This window comes from Methyloceanibacter stevinii (assembly GCF_001723355.1).
Classification (GTDB): Bacteria; Pseudomonadota; Alphaproteobacteria; order Rhizobiales; family Methyloligellaceae; genus Methyloceanibacter; species Methyloceanibacter stevinii.
This window is the reverse complement of the sequence record NZ_LPWE01000010.1, coordinates 451,762-472,977: the sequence shown is the minus strand read 5'-3', so window position 1 is coordinate 472,977 and position 21,216 is coordinate 451,762. Positions and strand designations below refer to the sequence as shown.

Sequence of the window (21,216 nt, the reverse complement as noted above, 5' to 3'; positions counted from 1 at the left end):
CGAAAGCGCTTATACGCCCCGTCATGGAGCCATGCTATGGGCGACTGTCACAAATTGAGGGAATTGCGCCAATGCGCCGCTTGTTTCTGCTGATTCTCATCCTGCTCGCCATCTACCTGGCCTACCCCTACTGGACGCTGTACCGGCTTCAGAATGCGCTGCTGTCGAACAACGCCGAAACTTTGAAGAAAATTGTCGACTTTCCGGCCGTCCGGGCCAACATGCAGAAGCAAGTCCAGGGCGGACTGCTCAAAAAATCCCAGGAATTGGGCAAAAAAGCCCCAGTTCTGGGGGATATCGGCGAGGCGCTGACCCGCGCCTTCGGCCCGTCGGTGGTTGGGGGCTCGATCGACAGCCTGGTGACGCCGGAGGCGGTCCTGAGCAATCCGACCGTCGTGGAACACCGCGAAAACCAGGAAGGCTTCGGCGATTTCCTCAAATGGGCGTTCTTCTCGGCCCCGACCACCTTCACGATCCAGTCGCAGAACCCCGAAAAGGCCGATGCGCCCGTAATCACCTCGACCATGAACCTCGAGGGTTTCCGCTGGCGCATCACCGACATCGACCTGCCGCCGCTGAAGACCCTGGTGCCCGACATGATCGCGCCGGCCCCGGAACCGGAGGCCGGTGCGCCCCCGCGAACTAGGACAACGGGTCGCCCCGAAGGGGCGGCGCTTGACGAACGGGCCGTCAGGCCCGATATCGCAAGACAGTTATGAGTGCTTCTTCCTCTTCCCCGGAGACTTCGCCCCTTTCCTGGCACGGCACGACCATTCTCACCGTCCGCAAGGGCGGCAAGGTGGTGGTGGCGGGCGACGGCCAGGTCTCCTTGGGCCAAACCATCATCAAGGGCACCGCGCGAAAGGTGCGTCGTGTGGGCGCAGGGCAGGTGATCGCCGGGTTCGCGGGCTCGACCGCCGATGCTTTCACCCTGTTCGAGCGCCTCGAAACCAAGCTGGAACGGTTTCCCGATCAGCTGAAGCGCGCCTGCGTCGAACTCGCCAAGGACTGGCGGACGGACCGCTACCTCCGCCGCCTGGAGGCCATGATGATCGTGGCGGACCCGGACGAGAGTCTCGTCCTGACCGGCACCGGCGACGTGCTGGAGCCGGACAATGCGGTCATGGGGATCGGCTCCGGCGGCATGTACGCCCTGGCCGCCGCCAAGGCCCTGCTCGACTCCGGCCTCGATGCGGAGCAGATCGCGCGCAAGGCCATGGCCATTGCCGCCCAGATCTGCGTTTACACCAACGATTCCCTGACCGTCGAAACAATCGACGCGACCGCCTCCTAGACCAGAACCGGCCAGGAACTGTATGACCGCTTTTTCCCCCCGCGAAATCGTCTCCGAACTCGACCGCCATATCGTCGGCCAGAGCGACGCCAAGCGCGCCGTGGCGATCGCCTTGCGCAATCGCTGGCGGCGTCAGCAGCTCGACGAGGACATGCGCGAGGAGGTGCTGCCGAAGAACATCCTGATGATTGGCCCCACCGGCGTCGGCAAGACGGAAATTTCCCGCCGCCTCGCCAAGCTCGCCAATGCCCCCTTCATCAAGATCGAAGCGACCAAGTTCACCGAGGTCGGCTATGTGGGACGCGACGTGGAGCAGATCGTCCGTGATCTGATCGAAACCGGCATCGGCCTCGTGCGCGATACCAAGCGCAAAGAGGTTTCCGCGCGGGCCCACGTCAATGCGGAGGAGCGCGTGATCGACGCTCTTGTGGGCCCCGGCGCCGGTAGCGCCACCCGCGAGTCGTTCCGGAAGAAACTCCGGGCCAATGAGCTGAACGACAAAGAGATCGAGATTCAGGTGGCCGACTCGGGCGGCATGCCGTCCTTCGAAATTCCCGGGATGCCGGGCAGCCAAGTCGGCATGATCAATCTGTCCGATATGCTCGGCAAGGCGCTCGGCCAGCGCACACGGTCGCGCAAAGTCACGGTCGAGGACTCCTTCGAGATTTTGATGGCGGAGGAATCCGACAAGCTCATCGACGACGACATGATGATCCAGGAGGCGATCCGGAACGTCGAGAACAACGGCATCGTGTTCCTCGACGAGATCGACAAGATCTGCGCCCGCTCCGACCGTGCCGGCGCCGACGTCAGCCGCGAAGGCGTGCAGCGCGATCTCCTGCCACTCATCGAAGGCACGACGGTCGGCACGAAATACGGACCCGTGAAGACGGACCACATCCTCTTTATCGCCTCGGGCGCGTTCCACATCGCCAAGCCCTCGGACCTGCTGCCGGAGCTGCAAGGCCGCCTGCCGATCCGCGTGGAGTTGCGCGCGCTCACCCGCGAGGACTTCCGCCGCATCCTGACGGAGCCCAAGGCCTGCCTCATCAATCAATATGTGGCGCTGATGAAAACCGAAGGCGTGACGCTGGAGTTCACCGAGGACGCCATCGACGCCATTGCCGACATCGCCGTGGAAGTGAACACGTCCGTCGAGAATATCGGCGCACGGCGCCTGATGACGGTGATGGAACGCATTCTCGACGACATCTCGTTCGGCGCCTCCGACAGAAACGGCGAGGCCGTCACCATCGATGCGTCTTACGTGCGCGAGCACATCGGGGACCTCGCCAAAAACGCCGACCTCTCGAAGTTTATTCTGTAGGGACGTTCTCCAATGGAGCGTCGTGTCGTGATCTCCGGCTGCTCGGGCGGGGGAAAATCGACCCTGCTCGAAGCACTGCGCGAACGGGGCTTTAGCGTCGTCGACGAACCGGGACGTAGGATCGTTCGTGAAGAATTGGCTTCGAGCGGGTCAGCGCTGCCATGGATCGACCTTGCGGCGTTCGCGAGAGCGGCGATCTCGACGGCGATTTCCGATTGGGAAGCCAACGCGGAATTCGAAGGTTGGGTCTTCTTCGACCGCGGCCTGGTGGATGCCGCTTCGGCCTTGGAACATGCCACCGGCGACCGCGTCCTGGATGAGCTAGGCCGATCGTACTCCTATCATCGGCGCGTGTTCCTCACCCCACCCTGGCCTGAGATCTACGGGCAGGACAAGGAACGGCAACACGGTTTCGAGGCGGCAGCCGAGGAGTACGCGCGGCTCCTCGCGGCCTACCCCGCTCTCGGATACGAGGTCACAATCCTCCCAAAGACTGGCGTCGCCGAGCGCACCGATTTCGTCCTCCGTATGCTGGAGGCCGACGAGTCGTCCGACGTTTAGCAGTCACCGACCGCGGTCCGACCGCCGCAGCCGCACATAGAGCGCGCCTTCGCCGCCGAGTCGGCGGGGGGCGTCGGAGAAGCTGACGATCAACGGCGCCAGGTCCCCATGGGAGAGCCAATGGGGCACGGCCTGGCGCAGCACACCCCGCGTCTCCTCGTCGTAGAAGCTTCCGCCCTCGGCGCGAAGCGAGCCCTTGCCGGTGATGACGAGGACGTGGCGATAGTCCTTGGCCCGGGCCCACTGCAGGAATTTTCGCAAGGCGCTATGGGCCTCGCGCTGGCGCATGCCGTGCAGATCGATCCGCGCTTCGATGGCGAGATGGCCCTTGTCGAGCTTGCGCGCAGTCTGCCGGTCGAGACCGGCCTTCGGCGAGGGCGCCTTCTTGACGCTGACTTTGCCGGCGGTGGTCCCGGGCTTCGACTCAGGCTGCAGCGCGCCAGACGGCATTGCCTCGGCCGCCTTCGGCTGTTTGGGCGTGGAGGGTCTTGCGGGAGCCTTGAGCGGCGTTTCCACATCGACGAAGCGGTTCTTGTTAGCGAGCGGCTGAGCGGTTTCGGCCACGCGCGCCCACAGCGCTGCGTCGTCCTCAAGACGGACGGGCCTGGTATCCTTCTTTGTCGGAGTGTCTTTGCCTGGTTTCTCCTTGGCCATGACCGCACATTAGCGCAAAGCGCCTTAACGCTTCCGCATCAGGACATGAAACCGCGCCGCATGACGCGTCCGGCCGGCGAGCGCGCCGGCGGCCTCGCCGGTCCCAAAGAAGATATCGCCGCGCTGGGGGCCCCGGATCGCCGAGCCCACATCCTGGGCGATCATCAGTCGCCCGAAGGGGCGTCCGTCCTCCCCGGCGAACTCCGGGACCGTTACGAACACCGGCGTACCAAGCGGGATATAGGTGGGATCCACTGCGAGACTGCGGCCGGGCGTGAGCGGCACGCCCTCGGCCCCGTGCGGGCCCCGCGCTGCCTCGTCGCCCGGAAGCACGGAAAAGAAGGTATAGGACTGGTTCATTCGCATGAGCGCACGGCCGCGTTCGAGATCGGTACGCAGCCAGGCTTTCAGCGCATCCATATCTATGCCGCCCGCGTCGAGTTCGCCGAGGTCGACCAGGACCCGCGCCAGCGATGTATACGGATGACCGTTCTTGCCCGCATAGGTGAGACGCACCGAGGTGCCGTCGTCGAGATGCACGAGGCCCGACCCCTGCACATGCATGAAATAAAGATCGACGGGGTCGTCCGTATACAGGACGACCAGTCCTCTCCCATCGAGCGCGCCTGCTTCGATCTCGGCGCGCGTGAAATACGGAACCATACCCTCAGACGTCAGACGAAATCCCGTCAGGGTTTCGTTGTGCGCCGCGCGGTTGGTTTCGTTGATTGTGGTGACGAGGTCTCTCGGGAGTCCGTAGATCGGGATGGGAAATTGCCGCGACCATGTACGTGACCCGCGCAGCTCCGGCTCGTAATAGCCGGTGACGAAGCGCGCGTGTCGGTGCTCGCCGCAAAAGCCTCGAACCCGGATTCGAAGTACCCCCGCGCCTCGGCCTCTTGCAGGCGCTCAACGCCGTCGCGTGTTGTCGAGTTCACGAGCGCGCGCAGCGCCGCTGCGTGATCGTCGTCCGCCCAGCCGTCCAGGTCGGCGAAACTGCAAGGGGTTGCGTAGACGGAGCCGGTCAACGCCGGCTGCTAATTCGCTGCCTCGGTGGCCACGAGCTTCCAGTTCGGATTGCGGGACGCCGTATCGCGGGCGAAGGTCCAGATGTCCGTGACCTCGCGCACCTTCTTCGGATCGCCGTCGACGACCTCTCCGGCCGAGTCGCGGGTGACCGAGATCAGCTCGCTCACGAACTTGACCGTCACGAAGGCCTGCTTGTCCTTAACCTCGGCTTCGATCATGTCCGCCTTGTCGATACCGACCAGCGTCGTGTGGTGCGTCTCGCCGCGCTCGTCGCGCTCGGCGATGGCGCGCGAGAAGCCGTCCAAGACGTCGTCGCCGAGGAGCTGCTTGAGAGTCTTCTCGTCGCCCTCGGCAAACGCGGCCACGATCATCTCGTAAGCCATCTTGGCGCCGTCCAGAAACTGCGCCGGGTCGAAGCCGGGATCCGACTTGATCAACGCGGTGAGCGATTTGCCGAGCGGGCTGTCCGCCTTGGCATACCGTTCCAGACGCTCTTCGATGTCCTCGGCCGAAGGGCCGGTGTCGGTGCCGACGGGAGCCTCAGCGTTCCGGCCGCGCGGCAGCGCCACCACGGTGCCTTCCGGCGCCTGTTTGGTGTCGGGGCGGGAATAGGGATCGAAGGGCTGGCGCTCGTTTCCGGTCCTGCGTCCGAGCACGCTGCGCAGCCTGATGAAAATCACCACCGCGAGAACCAGGAACAGCAATGTATAGATGTCGAAAGCTTCACTCATAGTCTTGCTGCCATCCAGTTCCGGATCCAGTCCGGTTCATGCAAAACGCCTCGCGGTCAGTGGACCAATGCCATAGGCTAAATATTGTTGCATGCCACGGGGTTTTCTAGCGGTCGCAACCCGCCGCAGCGCATTTTTCATATCGAACAGGCTGCGTGATAGGGCCAACTTACGTCATTCCCCTCACAGACGCCAACCCCAAAGGGGTAGCCGGGCGCACCCGTGCACTTTGTCGAATTGCGTGGCGCTCGCCTCCCGTGCTAGCCAGCGGTCGGAGTTTGCGCCGAGGGAGGATCAGATGGCCAAGAACGACAAACAGAACAGCCCGAAAGGCGCCAACGGCGATGGGCCGGCAGACGCGAAAGCCGGCTCTCAGGCTCAACTCAACGTGCTTGCACAGTATGTGAAGGATTTCTCCTTCGAGAGCCCCGGCGCGCCGCAGACGCTGCAGGGCCCCGGCGAAAACCCCCAACTGCAGGTCGGCGTCAACGTCAATGCCGGACCGCGGGGCGAGGACATCTACGAGGCCGTGGTGCATCTCGAGGCCCACGCCAAGAGTGACACCGGGGTCATCTACAATGTCGAACTGGACTTCGGCGGCCTGTTCCGGATCAAGAACGTCCCGGAAGACATGCTGCAGCCGGTGCTGTTCGTGGACTGCCCCACCCTGCTGTTCCCGTTCGTGCGTCGGGTAATCGCCGATGTCGTCCGCGATGGCGGATTCCCGCCGCTGATGCTCGATCCGATCGACTTCGGCCGCCTCTATGCGCAGAACCTGTCGAAGGGCGGCGACGTCGATATGAGTCAGCCGAACTAGGTCGTCTGACAGCCGTCAGTTTTCGCTCACTCGTAGCGGCGCCAAATCGCGTCTTCGCCCAACGTGGCGACGAAGACGCGATGGGCTTCGCGTTCCTCTGCCGTCAGCCGTGAGGGCAGCGGCGCCGCGCGCGGCGTCACCGTGACGGCGTTCCCCGACGTATCCGCCTGCTGAGCCCCCGTTTCCGGCCAACTCCAGCCGCGCCTGCTTACCGCCGACCAGCTCCACATAGCGCCGGCCAGCAGACGGCAGTCCAGGAGCGCACCGTGGAGATCGCGGCCGCTGAGATCGATGCCATAACGGCGGCAGAGGGCATCGAGACTTGCCGGCGATCCAGGATGGCGCCGCCGCGCCAGCGCCAGCGTGTCCACAATTCTATCCCAGGTCAGGAGCGGCTTCGACGCCCACTCAAGCTCAGCATTCAAGAATCCGAAGTCGAACTTCGCATTGTGAATGACGAGCATGGCGCTTTCGACGAATTCGAGGAACTCGTCCGCCTTGTCCGCAAAGAGAGGCTTGTCCCCGAGGAATTCGGTGGACAGCCCGTGCACGGCGAAGGCCTGCTCGGGCATGTCCCGCTCGGGGTTCAGATAGCAGTGCCAGGTCCGGCCGGTGGGGATGGAGTTGACCAGCTCCACGCAGCCGATCTCGACGATCCGATGTCCCTCCTTGGGATCTAGACCCGTCGTTTCCGTATCGAGAATGATCTCGCGCACAGGTTTGAAGAACTCCGCTTTGGCTAGGGGCGATGAGCGCGCAGACGCTCCATGACGCTTCCGTCCTTTAGCTTAAGCGATTCGATCAGCACATCGAGCTGCGCCTGCAGGTTTTCCAAGCTGGACCCGCTGTCGAGCACGTGGTCGGCCCGCGCGCGGCGGTCCGCATCGTCAAGCTGCCGCGCCCGAAGCGCGTCGAACTTCTCCGCCGTCATGCCAGGCCGCTCCATGACACGCTGCCGCTGCACGTCTTCCGGCGCGCTGACGGCAACAGTGACGTCGACTCGGGACTCGGCGCCCGTCTCGAACAGAAGCGGAATTTCCAGAACCGCCACCGGCACGCCACCGTCCTCCTGGTCGCAGAGAAAATCGATCTCCGCCTGGACCACCAGCGGATGGACGATCGCCTCGAGCTCCTTGAGCCGGTCCGGCCGGCCGGCCACTTCCTTGGCCAGAAGCGCGCGGTCCACTCGGCCTTCGCGGGTGGTGCCCGGAAAAGCACTCTCGATCAGGGGGACCGCCTCGCCCTCATAGAGCTTGTGCACATAGGCGTCGGCGTCGAAGACGGGCACCCCGTGGCGCTTGAAATGGGCGGCGGCAGAACTCTTTCCCATGCCGATCCCGCCTGTGAGGCCGATGACCAGCATCAGCCCGCCTCCAACGTGGCCACTACGTGTGCGCGCAGGTCCGGGGTCACCTCCGGGCGGACGCCGAACCAGCGCTCGAACCCCGGCACGGCCTGGTGCAGCAGCATTCCCAGCCCGTCCACGGTGGTCAGTCCGCGCGCGCGGGCCTCGGCCAGCAAGGGCGTCTCAAGGGGCACATAGACAATGTCCGTCACCACGGCGTTGGCCGGAAGGGCGGTCACCATGATGTCGAGCGGTGGCTGCCCGGCCATGCCGAGGCTCGTCGTGTTGACCAGGAGGCGGCAGGCGGACAGCGCCGAATCCTTGTCCTCCCAGGGAACGACTTCAACGGGATCGCCAAAGTCTCGGGCCAAGGTCTCCGCCTTCGCGACCGTGCGGTTCGTCAGGAGGATCCGGGGAATGCCCGCCTCGATGAGCCCATGAAGGATCGCCCGCGCGGCGCCCCCGGCGCCCAGCACCATGGCCACATCGCAGCCCTCGCGCCAATCGGGCGCGGATGAATCAAGATTGGTCATGAAGCCGTAAGCGTCCGTGTTGCTGCCCCGCAGCGCCCCGCGCTCATCGAGCCACACCGTATTGACCGCGCCGATCGCCCGGGCCGCAGTGTCGGCCTCCTGGACCGCGCGCAACGCCGCTTCCTTATGGGGCAGCGTGACATTCGCGCCTACGTAGCCGTGCTTCGAAAGTGAACTCAGGAAGGCAGGGAAGTCCTCCGGCGCCACCGCCTCCTTCACATACGCACCGTCGATGCCGTAGTGCGCGAGCCAATAACCGTGGATCGCCGGCGAGCGGGAGTGCTCGACCGGCCAGCCGATCACGCATGCGCGTGGCGCCGTGCTCATCGTCCCGTCATCCCTCGATCGCCCTCTCGCGCCGCAGCGCATCGAGCAGCGCGAGCAGGGGCAGGCCTAGAATCGAGAAGAAGTCCCCTTCGATCTTCTCGAAGAGCTGGATTCCGAGCGATTCGATCTGATAGGCGCCGACCGACCCCAGGACGCCCTCGCCGGCGGCGGCGAGATACCGCCCTACGAACTCAGGCGACAGACGCCGCATGGTCAGTGTCGCGACGTCCGTGTGGGCCCAGACGGTAACGCCACCTGTGGCGACGACAACGGCTGTGTGCAACTGGTGGCTCTTGCCGCTGAGCTCGAGAAGCCGGGCCCTGGCATCCTCCATGGACTGCGGCTTCCCGTAGATCTTGCCGCCGGCGGCCATCACTTGGTCTCCGCCGATCACGAACGCATCGCCAGACTGGGCACTCACGTCCTCTGCCTTGCCGCGCGCCAGAACCTCAGCCACGTCGCTGGGCTCCACCGTGCCTTCGAGGCCCATTGCCGTGCGCATGGCCGCCTCGTCGAGATCCGAGCTCTTCGTGCTGAAGGTGAGGCCGGAGCCCTCGAGAAGCTTGCGCCGCGTGGCGCTGGCGGAGGCGAGAATCAGGGGCGCGCGGCCCTCTTGGAGAAAATTCGTCATGTATCGAGGGCCGGTGCGTCGCGATCGTCGTAGAGCCGGATGATCGCGGCCGCGGTCTCTTCGATCGACCGGCGCGTCACATCGATAATGGGCCAGCCGTGGCGCGCGCAGAGCTGGCGCGTCTGCGCGATCTCCGCCGCGATGGCATCCCGGTCCACATAGTCGTCCAAATGCCCGTGGGCCTGTTCGATCACCCGGTTGTGGCGCACTTGCGAGATCCGCTCCGGGCTCGCAACCAGGGCGACCACAAAGGCCTTCGTCTCCTGCTCGAGCTGGGGCGGGACGGGCACACCCGGCACGAGCGGCACATTGGCGGTCTTCAGTCCCCGATTGGCGAGATAGATGCTGGTCGGCGTTTTCGACGTACGGCTGATGCCGAGCAGGATGATGTCGGCATCGTCCAGATTGTCCGGCAAATGCCCATCGTCGTGCATCATGGTGAAGTTCAGCGCCTCGATGCGACGGAAATAATCCGCGTTGAGCTGGTGCTGCCCACCCACCATCGGCGTCGACGCATCCCCAAATAGGATTCGAACACCTGGAGCACGTTCAGGAGCGGCGCGACGTAGGGAACGTTCAAGCCTTTGCAGGCCTGCTCGAGCTTCTCCGCCAGGTCGCGGTTGAACAACGTGTAGAGGACGATGCCCGGCGCCGCCTCGACTTCGCGCAGCACGCGTTCGAGTTCGCGTTCGCTGCGGACGAGCGGATGCAAATGTTCGATCGCCCGCGCCGCCGCGTACTGCACCCCCACGGCCCGCGCGATCGTCACGAGCGTCTCGCCCGTGGCGTCGGAGATCATATGCAGATGGAAGGTACGTTGTTGGATATCCATTGTATGGCCATTGGATAACTGGGGCGGGCGATAGGAGCAACACTAGGGGGTGCCGCATCTCTCCCCGCTGACCTGCAAATCATACGCTGTCTTTTTCACAGATTCGTCTGTGTCTAGATCGTGACGGAGTTTGTTAGCAGGGAGACAATAGCCTTTTTCATCCCCAGCTCCGAGGGGGTGAAACGCACAGGTCATCCGACCGTTCTCAAGCCGTACCGTGGTGCGAAAATACGGGAAACTTCAGGCTGTTACACCTTGTATCAAGCGCCCCCAGGCACAGCCCGCTACAATCATCGCCATACCGTCAAATGCGGGCATGCGGTCCCTGTTGAAACAGTGGTGATGAAGATGAATGTCCGCTATTCACGGCATAACAAAAACAACAGAAACCCTTTTAAAGACTCTTCTTATTAGTTTTAGAGAAGCGCATGTCTGTTCCCGACTCTCCGTTTCTGTCCGTTCTGAGCGGCCAGACCTGTTCGCCTCCACCCATGTGGCTGATGCGTCAGGCCGGCCGCTATCTGCTCGAGTACCGGGAAGTCCGGAAGACCGTTCCCTCGTTCCTGGATCTGTGCCTGACACCGAAATTGGCGGCCGAAGTCACGCTTCAGCCCCTGCGCCGTTTTCCATTCGATGCCTCGATCGTCTTCTCCGACATTCTGATTGTGCCCTATGCGCTCGGTCAGTCGGTTGCGTTCGTGGAAGGAGAGGGTCCGAAGCTCAAACCCATTCGCGACGCAGCGGCTCTGGGACGGCTCGATCCTACAGCGGCCCCTGAACGGCTCTCACCGGTCTATGAGACGGTGGAACGGGTAGTCGCCGGGCTTCCGGAGGGTGTTCCGTTGATCGGCTTCTGTGGGGCGCCCTGGACCGTTGCCACCTACATGGTCGAAGGCGCCGGCAGCAAGGACCAGGCCCGGGCGCGGGCGCTCTCTTACGAGGACCCGCCGCTGTTCCGAGCTCTCATCGATACGATCGTGGAGACGTCGGTGACCTATCTGCTGGGGCAGGTCCGCGCGGGCTGCCGAGCACTCCAGATCTTCGATAGCTGGTCGGGGAGCCTTCCCGAGGATGCGTTCGCCAGGTGGTGCATCGCACCGACCCGAGACATCGTGGAGCGGGTGAAGGCTGAGGCGCCGGACATTCCAATCATCGGCTTTCCGAGGGGTGCGGGACCCTCGGCGGTGCGTTACGCGCAAGAAACGGGGATCGATGCGGTCGGGTGCGATACCAGCCTGCCGGTCGGCTGGATCCGCGACACGCTCCAGCCAATTGTGCCCGTACAGGGTAATCTGGATCCGGTGCTGCTGGTCACCGGCGGGCCCCAACTGGATGCGCGCGTCCATGAGATCCTGGAGGCGCTCGGTGACCGGCCGTTCATCTTCAATCTCGGCCATGGCATTCTGCCGGAGACGCCAATCGAGAACGTGGAACGCTCGTGCGCCTGGTAAAAGGCGAACACGCCGTCTAAAGGTCTGAAAAGATTATGTTTCTTCTCTACGTCAAGGCGTTTCACATCATCTCTGTGATCGCCTGGATGGCGGGTGTCCTCTACCTGCCGCGGCTGTTCGTCTATCACACCGAGGCGGAGGCGGGATCGAAACAGTCCGAAACCTTCAAGGTCATGGAGCGCCGGCTCCTCAAGGCGATCATCACACCGGCTATGATCGCGAGCTGGGTGTTCGGGTTGATCCTGGCCTATTACGTGGTGGATTGGGCCCATGCGGGCTGGTTCCACCTCAAGCTGCTCCTGGTTGTGGCGATGTCGGGTTTCACGGGTTTCCTCGCCCGCTGGACACGGGAGTTCGCCGGAGATCGCAACACCCATAGCCAGCGCTTCTACCGGATCGCCAATGAAGTCCCCACGCTCCTGATGATCGCTATTGTCATCCTGGCGGCGGTAAAGCCTTTTTAGGGGCTTATTGCGGTTTTTTGCGGCCGATTACGGCTCAATCAGAACCCAAGCAAATTCTGTGCGGCTTTTGAGCCTAATCTATTCCGCGCGGGCGCGGGCTCTGCTATAAGACGACTCGAATCTAGTCTAAGCCCCAAGGTTCCAGTCCGGTATCTGACGTGGACTGGCCGGGGCGGTCCCGCCGCCCTCCCGCCATAGACCATCCCTTTCCCTTTTTCTTCGTTCGCGTGCCGCAAGGCGTGCGGCAATCCAACCAACAACCTTTTTCCCATTGGAGTTAGCAGCGTGCAGGAAATGAAGCTGCAAGATTTGAAGGCCAAATCGCCGACGGAGCTTTTGAGCTTTGCCGAGGAGGTCGAAGTCGAAAACGCGAACGCCATGCGCAAGCAAGAGCTGATGTTTGCGATCCTGAAGCAACTCGCCGCCCGGGAGGTCGACATCACCGGCCAGGGCGTGGTCGAGGTACTGCAGGATGGGTTCGGCTTTCTACGGTCGCCGGATTCGAACTATCTGGCCGGCCCCGACGACATCTACGTTTCGCCCTCGCAGATCCGGCGCTTCGGTCTTCGGACTGGCGACACGGTCGAGGGGCAGATCAGAAGCCCCAAGGAAGGCGAACGCTATTTCGCGCTTCTCAAGGTCAACACAATCAATTTCGAGGACCCCGACAAGCAGCGCCACAAGATTCATTTCGACAATCTGACGCCGCTCTATCCGGACGAGCGTCTCGAGATGGAGACCGAGGATCCGACCAGGAAGGACCATACTGGACGGGTCATCGATATCGTGGCGCCGATCGGCAAGGGCCAGCGTGGCCTGATCGTGGCCCAGCCGCGCACCGGTAAGACGGTGATCCTCCAGAATATCGCCCACGCGATCACCGCCAATCATCCGGAGTGCTATCTGATCGTGCTCCTGATCGACGAGCGCCCGGAAGAAGTGACCGACATGCAGCGCTCGGTGAAGGGCGAGGTCGTGTCCTCGACCTTCGACGAGCCGGCCGCGCGCCACGTGCAGGTGGCCGAGATGGTTATCGAGAAGGCCAAGCGCCTTGTGGAGCACGGCCGTGACGTGGTCATCCTTCTGGATTCGATCACGCGTCTGGGCCGCGCCTACAACACGGTGGTCCCTTCCTCCGGCAAGGTGCTGACCGGCGGTGTGGACGCGAACGCGCTCCAGCGCCCGAAGCGCTTCTTTGGCGCCGCGCGTAATATCGAAGAAGGCGGTTCACTGACGATCATCGCCACGGCCCTGATCGATACGGGCAGCCGCATGGACGAAGTCATCTTCGAAGAGTTCAAGGGCACCGGTAACTCCGAAGTCGTGCTCGACCGCAAGGTCGCCGACAAGCGCGTGTTCCCGGCCATCGATATTGCCCGCTCCGGTACCCGGAAAGAGGAGCTGCTGGTCGACAAGGATCAGCTCAAGAAGATGTACGTGCTCCGCCGCATCCTGAACCCCATGGGCACCATGGATGCGATCGAGTTCCTGGTCGACAAACTGAAGCAGACCAAGAACAACGACGAGTTCTTCGATTCGATGAATACGTAGGAGTGTCGGCCTTCGGGCCGGCGCTTTTAGGCGACGGTCCCCCGCCGCGACGTCTTGATCGTCTCCACGAGCTTTTCGGGTTCCGTGACCGGCAGAGAGCATTGCGGGCCGATACAGACGTAAGCGGTGGTTTTGCGTCGATGACGGTCTTGCCGGCTGCGGTGACGTGGACGGCAGGGTCTCGTCGGCCCAGACCTCGTCCACCACCGCATTGGGGAGCGACACGTCCCGGAGTGCCGCGCGCATGGCCGTGGGGTCGCCGCCTTCCGGCACCATCAGGACAACGAGCGCCGGCGCCAGCCGGTCGAGCGCCGCGCCCAGCATGCCCGAATGCCCGACAGGGTTCGCCGTGATCGCGGGGCCGAACGCCTCGACGATCCTCTCGGCACGATCCGTATACGTATTATTGCCGGTCCATGAGGCGAGCGCGACGAGGTTCGAAATCATCATCGCGTTGGCATTGGGCGTCGCGTCGTCATGGGCGTTGAGCGGGCGCACGAGAATGTCTTCCGTGTCGTCGGCCGCCAGGTGATAGCCGCCGAGATCCTCGGACCAATAATGTTTGTCGAGCACATGGGTCCAGGCGCAGGCCTGCTCCACGTATTCCGGATTGTTGGTGGCGTTGGCGAGCGCGAGCGCGGCGCGGATCATGTTGGCATAGTCGCTTGAGGTCGCCGGCGCGTTTCCCGGACCTTCGCGATAGGAATGGATGAGCCGCACGCCCATACTCATCCGCATAAGGACGAAATCGAAGGCGGCTTCCGCGGCCTCTAACCACTCGGGCCTGTCGAAGGCCGTAGCCGCATTGGCGAGCGCCGCGATCATCAGTCCGTTCCAGTCGGCCAAGACCTTGTCGTCGAAGCCAGGACGTATACGGAGCGAATGGCTTTCGAATAACGCTCGCAGCATACGTTGCAGCCGTGCCTCGGTTTCCTCGTCCCGCAATTCGACCGTATGCAGACGGTTAGGGATGTTCTTGCCTTCGAAATTGCCCGGCGGTGTGACATCGTACATGTCGGCGAAGAAGTTGATGTTGTCCGCGCCAAGCAGGGCCTTCACCTCGTCGAAGTCCCAGACATAGAACTTGCCTTCCTCGCCTTCGGAGTCCGCATCGAGGGAAGCGGCGAAGGCGCCGCCTTCAGTGACCATTTCCCGCAACAGCCAGCCGACCGTCTCCTCGATCCGCTTGGCATAGAGGGGCGATTTGGTCTCGCGCCAGACCTCGGTCATGAGGTCGATCAGGAGGGCGTTGTCGTAGAGCATCTTCTCGAAGTGAGGCACGAGCCATTGCTCGTCGACGCTGTAGCGGGCGAAGCCCCCGCCCACATGGTCGTAGATGCCGCCCTGGCAGATATGGGTCAGGGTGAGGTCGACAGCCTCGCGCAAGGCTTCGACGTCGTAGCGGAGGCCGCCCCGCCAGAGCAGCGCGAAGAAATTGGTCTGCGGAAATTTGGGGGCGCCGCGCATGCCCCCCGTCACGGGGTCCACGGCCTGGAGGAAGCGCTGGGTCCAGTTCTGGAGCGTGGCGTCCGTGAGCGGCACCGCCTCGCCCTTTGGCTGGGTGGGGTGAAGCCGAGTGCGCAGGGCGTCGGCGTTGGTGCGGACCTTTTGCGGCTCCGCGTGAAACGTGTGGGCGACCGTGCGCAGAACGGCCACGAAGGCCGGCCGGCCATAGCGCTGGTGCTTCGGGAAGTAGGTGCCGCCCCAGAAGGGTTCGGCGTCCGGCGTGAGGAACATGGTCAGGGGCCAGCCGCCCTGCTCGCCGATCATCTGCAGCGCGTTCATGTAGATCGAGTCGACGTCGGGCCGTTCCTCGCGATCGACCTTGATGTTCACGAACAGGTCGTTCATGACCGCGGCTGTTTCAGGATCCTCGAAGCTCTCATGGGCCATCACGTGGCACCAATGACAGGCGGCATAGCCGACAGACAGCAGAATGGGCTTGCCGGTGCGTTTGGCTTCGGCCAGTGCGTCCGGGCCCCATGGGCGCCAATGGACGGGATTGTCCTTGTGCTGTCGCAAATAGGGGCTGGTCTCGTCGCCGAGTTGGTTTCCGCCGTTTTCGCTCATCCTGCCTTCCGGTCCGCGTGTGGCCGCGAATTCGATATTCTTCGGGTACGATAGACTATGAAGCATAGCCCCACGCATCACGAGTCCAGGCGGGCGGAAGCGTCGCAGTCCGGCGAGACGATCGTGGCGCTCGCCTCGGGCGCAGGGGTCGCCGCCGTCGCGGTCGTTCGGATTTCCGGGCCGCAGACACGTGCGGTACTTGAGCACCTCATAGAATCACTGCCTGTTCCACGTGAAGCAGCCTTGCGCCGCATCGGGGGGATCGATCGCGGGCTGGTGCTGTGGTTTCCGGGTCCGGCCAGCTTCACGGGCGAGGACATGGCCGAGCTGCAGGTGCATGGCGGCCGTGCCGTCGTCAAGGCCGTAGTGGAGGCCGCGCTGGTCACGGCGGGCACGCGCCTTGCCGAGCGCGGCGAATTCGCCCGGAGGCTTTTCGAGAACGGCAAGCTGGATCTGACCGAAGTGGAGGGCCTGGCCGATCTGGTCAGCGCCGAGACGGAGGCCCAGCGGCGTCAGGCCCTGGCCCAGTCCGAAGGCGGGCTTCGGCATCTCTATGAGGGTTGGCGGGCCGAGCTCCTCAAGGCGCAGAGCCTCATGGAGGCTGGGCTCGATTTTTCCGACGAGGCGGACGTTGCGGACGACGCCGCGCGGCTCGCCGTCGATGTGGTCCAGGCCCTGCTGCCGCGCCTTGAGGCGCATCTCGCCGATCATAGCGGCGAGCGCCTGCGGGACGGGTTTCGCGTGGTCATCGCGGGACCGCCGAACGCCGGCAAGTCGTCGGTCCTGAATGCGCTCGCAAAGCGTGATGTGGCGATCGTCTCGGAGGAGGCCGGCACCACGCGCGACGTGATCGAGGTCCATCTGGATATCGGCGGTATGCCGATCATCGTGGCGGACACGGCCGGGCTTCGCGAGGGCGGCGGCGCCGTCGAGAGCGAGGGCATCCGGCGCGCGGTCTCGCGGGCGGAGGCGGCGGACCTGGTGCTTTGGATCGTGGATGCCGACGCGTCGAAGCCGGAAGCTTCGCCGGGCTTTGGCGAGGTGCCGGTTGTGACCGTGACGAACAAATCGGATTTGGGCTCTGGACCGGAGCTGGGTGACGTATCCGGGTTGACGATCTCGGCCAAGACGGGAGAGGGCCTGGACGGTCTCATCGCGGAGTTGGGCGCGCGTGCGGGTGAGGGCGTCGATTCCGCAGGCGCGACACCGATCACGAGGACGCGCCATCGGGCCGAGCTTGTGTCAGTTCGGGACGCGCTGAAACGATTTGTTAACCATGATCTCGATGCGGAGCTCCGGGCAGAGGAGCTGCGGATCGCCGCGCATCATTTGGGGCGCCTCACGGGCCGGATCGACGTGGAGGAGGTGCTTGGCGCCATCTTCTCCGAGTTCTGCATCGGCAAATAGGGGGCATGGGCGAAGCGCGTGGCCAAAATGATTCACGTGAAACGTTGCCGAGCGCCCCTCTCCGAATGATTCACGTGAAACATCCGTCCCGCGCGGCTGCCATGGCGGCTCTGCTTTGACGCGGGGCGTTTCGCGACTACTTAGCGCCCATGAGCGACAACATGAGCGATGCGCCTACACACAAGCCCTACGACGTGATTGTTATTGGCGGCGGCCACGCCGGTTGCGAAGCCGCGGCTTCGGCCGCACGGCTCGGTGCGCGCACGGCTTTGGTCACCCACAGCGCATCGTCCATCGGCGAGATGTCGTGCAATCCGGCTATCGGCGGCTTGGGCAAGGGGCATCTCGTGCGCGAGATCGATGCGCTCGATGGACTGATGGGCCGTGTCGCCGATGCCGCTGGCATTCAGTTCCGCATGCTGAACCGGAGCAAGGGTCCGGCGGTGCAGGGGCCGCGGGCCCAGGCCGACCGCAAGCTCTACCGGCAGGCCATGCAGGCCGCCATCGCGGCCACGGACAATCTCCATGTGATCGAGGCGGCGGCCGAAGATCTGATCGTCGATCGCGGCCGCGTGGCGGGCATCGTCACGGGCGACGGCCGCCGGCTCGCGGCAGGCGCGGTCGTCTTGACGACCGGCACGTTCTTGCGCGGGCTCATCCATATCGGCGACACGCGTATTCCGGCGGGCCGCATGGGCGAGGCGCCTGCCCTGGGTCTGTCGGAGCGCCTCTACGGCCTCGGGCTGCGCATGGGCCGGCTGAAGACGGGAACGCCCCCGCGCCTCGACGGCAAGACCATCGATTGGGATCGCTTGCAGGAACAACCCGGCGATACGCCTCCGGTGCCGTTCTCCTTCCTGACGGAGGCGATCACCACGCCGCAGGTGCCCTGCCACATCACCTATACGTCTGAAGAGACTCATAGAATCATCGAGGCGAACCTTTCGCGCGCGCCGATGTATTCGGGCGCCATCGAGAGCGTCGGCCCGCGCTACTGCCCCTCCATCGAGGACAAGGTGGTGCGCTTCCAGGACCGGGCGAGCCACCAGATCTTTCTGGAGCCGGAGGGCCTCGACGACGACACGGTCTACCCCAACGGCATTTCGACCTCCCTGCCCGAGGACGTTCAGCACGCGTTCCTGAAGACCATCGCGGGTCTGGAGAACGTTCACGTGAAACGCCCGGGCTATGCGATCGAGTACGATTACGTGGATCCGCGCGAGTTGCATCCGAGCCTCGAGACCAAGGCCGTGCCGGGTCTGTTCCTGGCCGGACAGATCAACGGGACGACGGGCTACGAGGAGGCCGGCGCGCAAGGCCTCATTGCCGGCCTCAACGCGGCGAAGGTCGCGGGCGGCGGTCGGGACCGTTTCGCGGTGACGCGGGCGGACGGCTATCTCGGCGTGATGATCGACGATCTGGTGACGCGTGGCGTCACCGAGCCCTACCGCATGTTCACCTCTCGGGCGGAATACCGGCTCATGCTCCGTGCCGACAACGCGGACCAGCGGCTCACGCCCCTCGGCATCGCCGTGGGCTGTGTGGGTGCGGAGCGGCGCCGGTCTTACGAGGCGAAGGCGGAACGTCTGGCGGCCGGGGCCGAACTTCTACGCAGTCTGACGCTGACGCCGAACGAAGCCGGTAGGGCCGGGCTCACCATCAATCGGGATGGGCGCAAGCGCAGCGCCTTCGACCTTCTTAGTTATCCGGAGATCGATCTGGCGCGTCTCGCTCAGATCTGGCCGGAGATCGGCGCGCTCGATCCATCCATCGCCAACCAAATGGCCATCGATGCGCGCTACGCGGTCTATATCGCGCGGCAGGAAATGGACGTCGCGGCGTTCCGCAAGGACGAGGCGATCGCGATCCCCGCCGACTTCTCCTACGAGGCGCTTCCGGGTCTTTCCAACGAGCTTCGGCACAAGCTGTCCCGGCATCGGCCGGCGAGCCTTGGTCAGGCGGCGCGCCTCGACGGCATGACGCCGGCGGCGCTGATGCTGCTGCTTGCTCACGTGAAAAAAGGCGCAGCGGCGAAAAGTGCATGAGTGCGGACACTAAGCACGGCGCCCTCGCCTCGAGTGCGGAATCGTTCGCCGAAACCTTTAAAGTTTCACATGAAACAATCCACAGGCTAGAGCGCTTTGTGGAGCTCCTGGAGCACTGGCAGAAAACGACGAATCTCGTCGCCCCCTCCACGCTTCCCGACGTCTGGAGCCGCCACCTGGCCGACTCAGCACAGCTTTCAGGGCTTGCACCGAAAGCGCGACTCTGGCTCGATCTAGGATCGGGCGGCGGCTTTCCAGGAATGGTCGTCGCCATCCTTCGAAGCGGCGATCCGGACTTCCGCATGCACCTCGTTGAATCGAACCACAAGAAGTGCGCCTTTCTCGGCCAAGTGGCTCGGGCCGTCGAGGCCCCTGTGGACATTCATGCGATGCGTATTGAACAGTTTGCCGAAAACGCCCAAAGCCTAAGGCCGGACGTGGTCAGCGCCCGCGCGCTCGCGCCGCTGCCCCGTCTCTTGGAGCTTGCAGAACCGTTTCTGCGAGGTGAAACCCGGGGGCTGTTCCTGAAAGGCCGCGAAACAGAAGCCGAGATCGCCTCCGCCCAAGACCGGTGGAGCTTCGATCATGCGTGCCACCCCAGCCTGACGGCGGACGACGCGCGGATAGTCGAAATCACGAACCTGCGCCGGAGGCCCGCATGAGCCGGAATGCCATGCGCGTCCTGGCGCTCGCCAATCAGAAGGGCGGCGTCGGCAAGACCACCACCGCGATCAATCTCGGCACCGCCCTCGCCGCCGTCGGCGAACGCGTGCTGATCGTCGATCTCGATCCGCAAGGCAACGCCTCGACGGGCCTCGGCATCGAACAGCGCGAACACTCGACCTTCGACGTTCTCACCGGCGATGCCTCGATCCTCGACGCGAAGGTCGCGACCCATGTACCGCGCCTGTCGATCATCCCGGCGACCATCGATCTGATGTCGTTCGAGCGGGAGGTGGGCGAGAGCAGCGGCAAACACTACCGTTTGCGCGATTGTTTCGCCGAGCTTGCGGCCAGTGAGAGTGACGATGAGCGCACGACCTATGTGCTGATCGACTGCCCGCCCTCGCTCAACCTTCTGACCCTCAACGCCCTGGCGGCGGCCGACGCCGTGCTGGTGCCGCTGCAATGCGAGTTCTTTGCCTTGGAGGGCTTGGCGCAGCTCTTGAGCACAGTCGAGGAGATCCGCGGCCGGCTCAACCCGAAGCTGCGCATCCACGGCGTGGTGCTGACCATGTACGACCAGCGCACCAGCCTGTCGGACCAGGTGGTGCAGGACGTCCGGGATGTCCTCGGCGACAAGGTCTACACGACCGTGATCCCGAGGAACGTGCGCGTGGCCGAGTCGCCGTCGCACGGCAAGCCCGTCCTTCTCTACGATTACAAGTGCAGTGGAAGCCAAGCCTATATCCAGCTCGCCTCGGAGGTCATCGAGCGCGAGCGGCGGATCAAGGCGGCATGATGCGGGGGCGGCCCAATGCCGCCCGGAACTGGAGACCAAGAAGATGGCAGTGAGCGCACAGAAGAAGCGATTGGGCCGGAGCCTCGCCTCCCTCATCGGAGACGAGCCGACGGGAACCCCGCTCGCTTCCGAGGATCAGCGGACCGTGGCTCTATCGGCGCTCAAGGCGAGTTCCTACAACCCGCGGCGCGACTTTCCCGATGCCCAGCTCGACGAGCTCGCCGCCTCCATTCGCGAGCGCGGCCTCGTGCAGCCACTCGTCGTCCGCCCCAAGGGAACCGACAAATACGAGATCGTCGCCGGCGAGCGCCGATGGCGCGCGGCCCAGCGGGCAAACCTCCATGAGGTTCCCGTTATCATCCGTACACTGACGGATAAGGAAGCGATCGAGATCGCGATCATCGAGAACGTTCAGCGCGAGGACCTCAACGCCATCGAAGAGGGCGAGGGCTATCAGGCGCTCATGGACGGTCACGACTACACCCAGGAAGACCTGTCCAAGGTCATCGGCAAGAGCCGCAGCCACCTCGCCAATACGCTCCGCCTACTGAAGTTACCCAAGGCTGTCCGCGACCTCGTCCGCAACGGCGACCTGAGCGCCGGTCACGCCCGCGCCCTGATCGGGCGGGACGATGCCGCGAAGCTTGCCGAGCGTATCGTCAAGGAGGGGCTGACGGTGCGCCAG

Annotated in this window: 19 protein-coding genes and 3 pseudogenes; 13 read left to right on the top strand and 9 right to left on the bottom strand. The window is 64.0% G+C overall.

The genetic code is table 11. From position 1 onward, the window contains the following. Positions 1-71: 71 nt before the first annotated feature. From AUC70_RS06150 to AUC70_RS06135, 4 genes are read left to right on the top strand one after another with little or no spacing between them, the layout of a single operon-like run. Entirely contained in the window at positions 72-719 is a 648-nt protein-coding gene (locus tag AUC70_RS06150) for a DUF2939 domain-containing protein (RefSeq protein ID WP_069444021.1), read from the top strand. Then, on the top strand, positions 716-1,294 hold the full coding sequence (gene hslV, locus AUC70_RS06145) for an ATP-dependent protease subunit HslV (RefSeq protein ID WP_069444020.1): 579 nt from the start codon (positions 716-718) through the stop codon (positions 1,292-1,294). Before AUC70_RS06150 ends, hslV begins: the two co-directional genes overlap by 4 nt. 22 nt (positions 1,295-1,316) lie before the next feature. Then, positions 1,317-2,621 (top strand): ATP-dependent protease ATPase subunit HslU, encoded by a 1,305-nt coding sequence (gene hslU / locus AUC70_RS06140; RefSeq protein ID WP_069444019.1) that lies wholly within the window; start codon positions 1,317-1,319, stop codon positions 2,619-2,621. 12 nt (positions 2,622-2,633) lie between these two features. After that, the gene (locus AUC70_RS06135) at positions 2,634-3,182 is read left to right on the top strand and encodes an AAA family ATPase (protein ID WP_069444018.1); all 549 of its coding nucleotides are present in this window, start codon (positions 2,634-2,636) and stop codon (positions 3,180-3,182) included. Between the two features lie 3 nt (positions 3,183-3,185). Here the strand turns inward: AUC70_RS06135 and AUC70_RS06130 are convergent, their stop codons facing one another. From AUC70_RS06130 to AUC70_RS06120, 3 genes are all read right to left on the bottom strand, one after another. Next, the gene (locus AUC70_RS06130; RefSeq protein ID WP_069444017.1) at positions 3,186-3,836 is read right to left on the bottom strand and encodes a Smr/MutS family protein; all 651 of its coding nucleotides are present in this window, start codon (positions 3,834-3,836) and stop codon (positions 3,186-3,188) included. Positions 3,837-3,860: 24 nt separating this feature from the next. Continuing rightward, positions 3,861-4,640: a murein transglycosylase A gene (gene mltA, locus AUC70_RS06125; RefSeq protein WP_244505529.1), complete on the bottom strand. Its 780-nt coding sequence runs from the start codon at positions 4,638-4,640 to the stop codon at positions 3,861-3,863. Between the two features lie 233 nt (positions 4,641-4,873). Continuing rightward, the gene (locus AUC70_RS06120; protein ID WP_069444015.1) at positions 4,874-5,596 is read right to left on the bottom strand and encodes a Tim44/TimA family putative adaptor protein; all 723 of its coding nucleotides are present in this window, start codon (positions 5,594-5,596) and stop codon (positions 4,874-4,876) included. Positions 5,597-5,894: 298 nt separating this feature from the next. Between AUC70_RS06120 and secB the strand changes: the two genes are divergently transcribed. Further along, positions 5,895-6,413, top strand: coding sequence for a protein-export chaperone SecB (secB, locus tag AUC70_RS06115; RefSeq protein ID WP_069444014.1), 519 nt, complete (start codon positions 5,895-5,897; stop codon positions 6,411-6,413). A gap of 26 nt (positions 6,414-6,439) precedes the next feature. Here secB and dnaQ read toward each other — a convergent pair whose 3' ends face one another. From dnaQ to AUC70_RS06090, 5 genes and pseudogenes are all read right to left on the bottom strand, one after another. Beyond that, positions 6,440-7,129, bottom strand: coding sequence for a DNA polymerase III subunit epsilon (gene dnaQ / locus AUC70_RS06110; protein WP_069444013.1), 690 nt, complete (start codon positions 7,127-7,129; stop codon positions 6,440-6,442). A 23-nt stretch (positions 7,130-7,152) separates the two neighbouring features. Beyond that, on the bottom strand, positions 7,153-7,776 hold the full coding sequence (gene coaE, locus AUC70_RS06105) for a dephospho-CoA kinase (protein ID WP_069444012.1): 624 nt from the start codon (positions 7,774-7,776) through the stop codon (positions 7,153-7,155). After that, entirely contained in the window at positions 7,776-8,618 is an 843-nt protein-coding gene (locus tag AUC70_RS06100; protein WP_069444011.1) for a shikimate dehydrogenase, read from the bottom strand. Before AUC70_RS06100 ends, coaE begins: the two co-directional genes overlap by 1 nt. A gap of 7 nt (positions 8,619-8,625) precedes the next feature. Then, entirely contained in the window at positions 8,626-9,249 is a 624-nt protein-coding gene (locus AUC70_RS06095) for a Maf family nucleotide pyrophosphatase (protein WP_069444010.1), read from the bottom strand. After that, positions 9,246-10,081: pseudogene (locus tag AUC70_RS06090) on the bottom strand (pyruvate, water dikinase regulatory protein). Before AUC70_RS06090 ends, AUC70_RS06095 begins: the two are co-directional and overlap by 4 nt. Before the next feature lie 428 nt (positions 10,082-10,509). On the opposite strand from AUC70_RS06090, the gene hemE reads away from it, so the two are divergent. The 3 genes from hemE to rho all read left to right on the top strand — a co-directional run bounded on the left by hemE (position 10,510) and on the right by rho (position 13,547). Continuing rightward, on the top strand, positions 10,510-11,532 hold the full coding sequence (gene hemE / locus AUC70_RS06085) for a uroporphyrinogen decarboxylase (RefSeq protein ID WP_069444009.1): 1,023 nt from the start codon (positions 10,510-10,512) through the stop codon (positions 11,530-11,532). Between the two features lie 35 nt (positions 11,533-11,567). Continuing rightward, the gene (gene hemJ, locus AUC70_RS06080; RefSeq protein WP_069444008.1) at positions 11,568-11,996 is read left to right on the top strand and encodes a protoporphyrinogen oxidase HemJ; all 429 of its coding nucleotides are present in this window, start codon (positions 11,568-11,570) and stop codon (positions 11,994-11,996) included. Between the two features lie 285 nt (positions 11,997-12,281). Further along, positions 12,282-13,547, top strand: a complete 1,266-nt coding sequence (rho, locus tag AUC70_RS06075; protein WP_083241309.1) for a transcription termination factor Rho — start codon at positions 12,282-12,284, stop codon at positions 13,545-13,547. Positions 13,548-13,970: 423 nt separating this feature from the next. Here rho and AUC70_RS06070 read toward each other — a convergent pair. After that, positions 13,971-15,617: pseudogene (locus AUC70_RS06070) on the bottom strand (thioredoxin domain-containing protein); the annotation flags it as partial. Positions 15,618-15,674: 57 nt separating this feature from the next. On the opposite strand from AUC70_RS06070, the gene mnmE reads away from it, so the two are divergent. The 5 genes and pseudogenes from mnmE to AUC70_RS06045 all read left to right on the top strand — a co-directional run. Further along, positions 15,675-17,024 carry a tRNA uridine-5-carboxymethylaminomethyl(34) synthesis GTPase MnmE gene (gene mnmE, locus AUC70_RS06065; RefSeq protein ID WP_069444006.1) on the top strand — a complete coding sequence of 450 codons (1,350 nt, stop codon included), beginning with the start codon at positions 15,675-15,677 and terminating at the stop codon, positions 17,022-17,024. A 149-nt stretch (positions 17,025-17,173) separates the two neighbouring features. Then, entirely contained in the window at positions 17,174-19,069 is a 1,896-nt protein-coding gene (mnmG, locus tag AUC70_RS06060; RefSeq protein ID WP_206599317.1) for a tRNA uridine-5-carboxymethylaminomethyl(34) synthesis enzyme MnmG, read from the top strand. A gap of 98 nt (positions 19,070-19,167) precedes the next feature. Next, entirely contained in the window at positions 19,168-19,731 is a 564-nt protein-coding gene (gene rsmG, locus AUC70_RS06055; RefSeq protein WP_244505513.1) for a 16S rRNA (guanine(527)-N(7))-methyltransferase RsmG, read from the top strand. Further along, complete coding sequence (locus AUC70_RS06050) at positions 19,728-20,531, top strand: ParA family protein (RefSeq protein ID WP_069444004.1); 804 nt, start codon at positions 19,728-19,730, stop codon at positions 20,529-20,531. Before rsmG ends, AUC70_RS06050 begins: the two co-directional genes overlap by 4 nt. 43 nt (positions 20,532-20,574) lie before the next feature. After that, a pseudogene (locus tag AUC70_RS06045) lies at positions 20,575-21,183 on the top strand (ParB/RepB/Spo0J family partition protein); the annotation flags it as partial. Between the last annotated feature and the right edge of the window lie 33 nt (positions 21,184-21,216).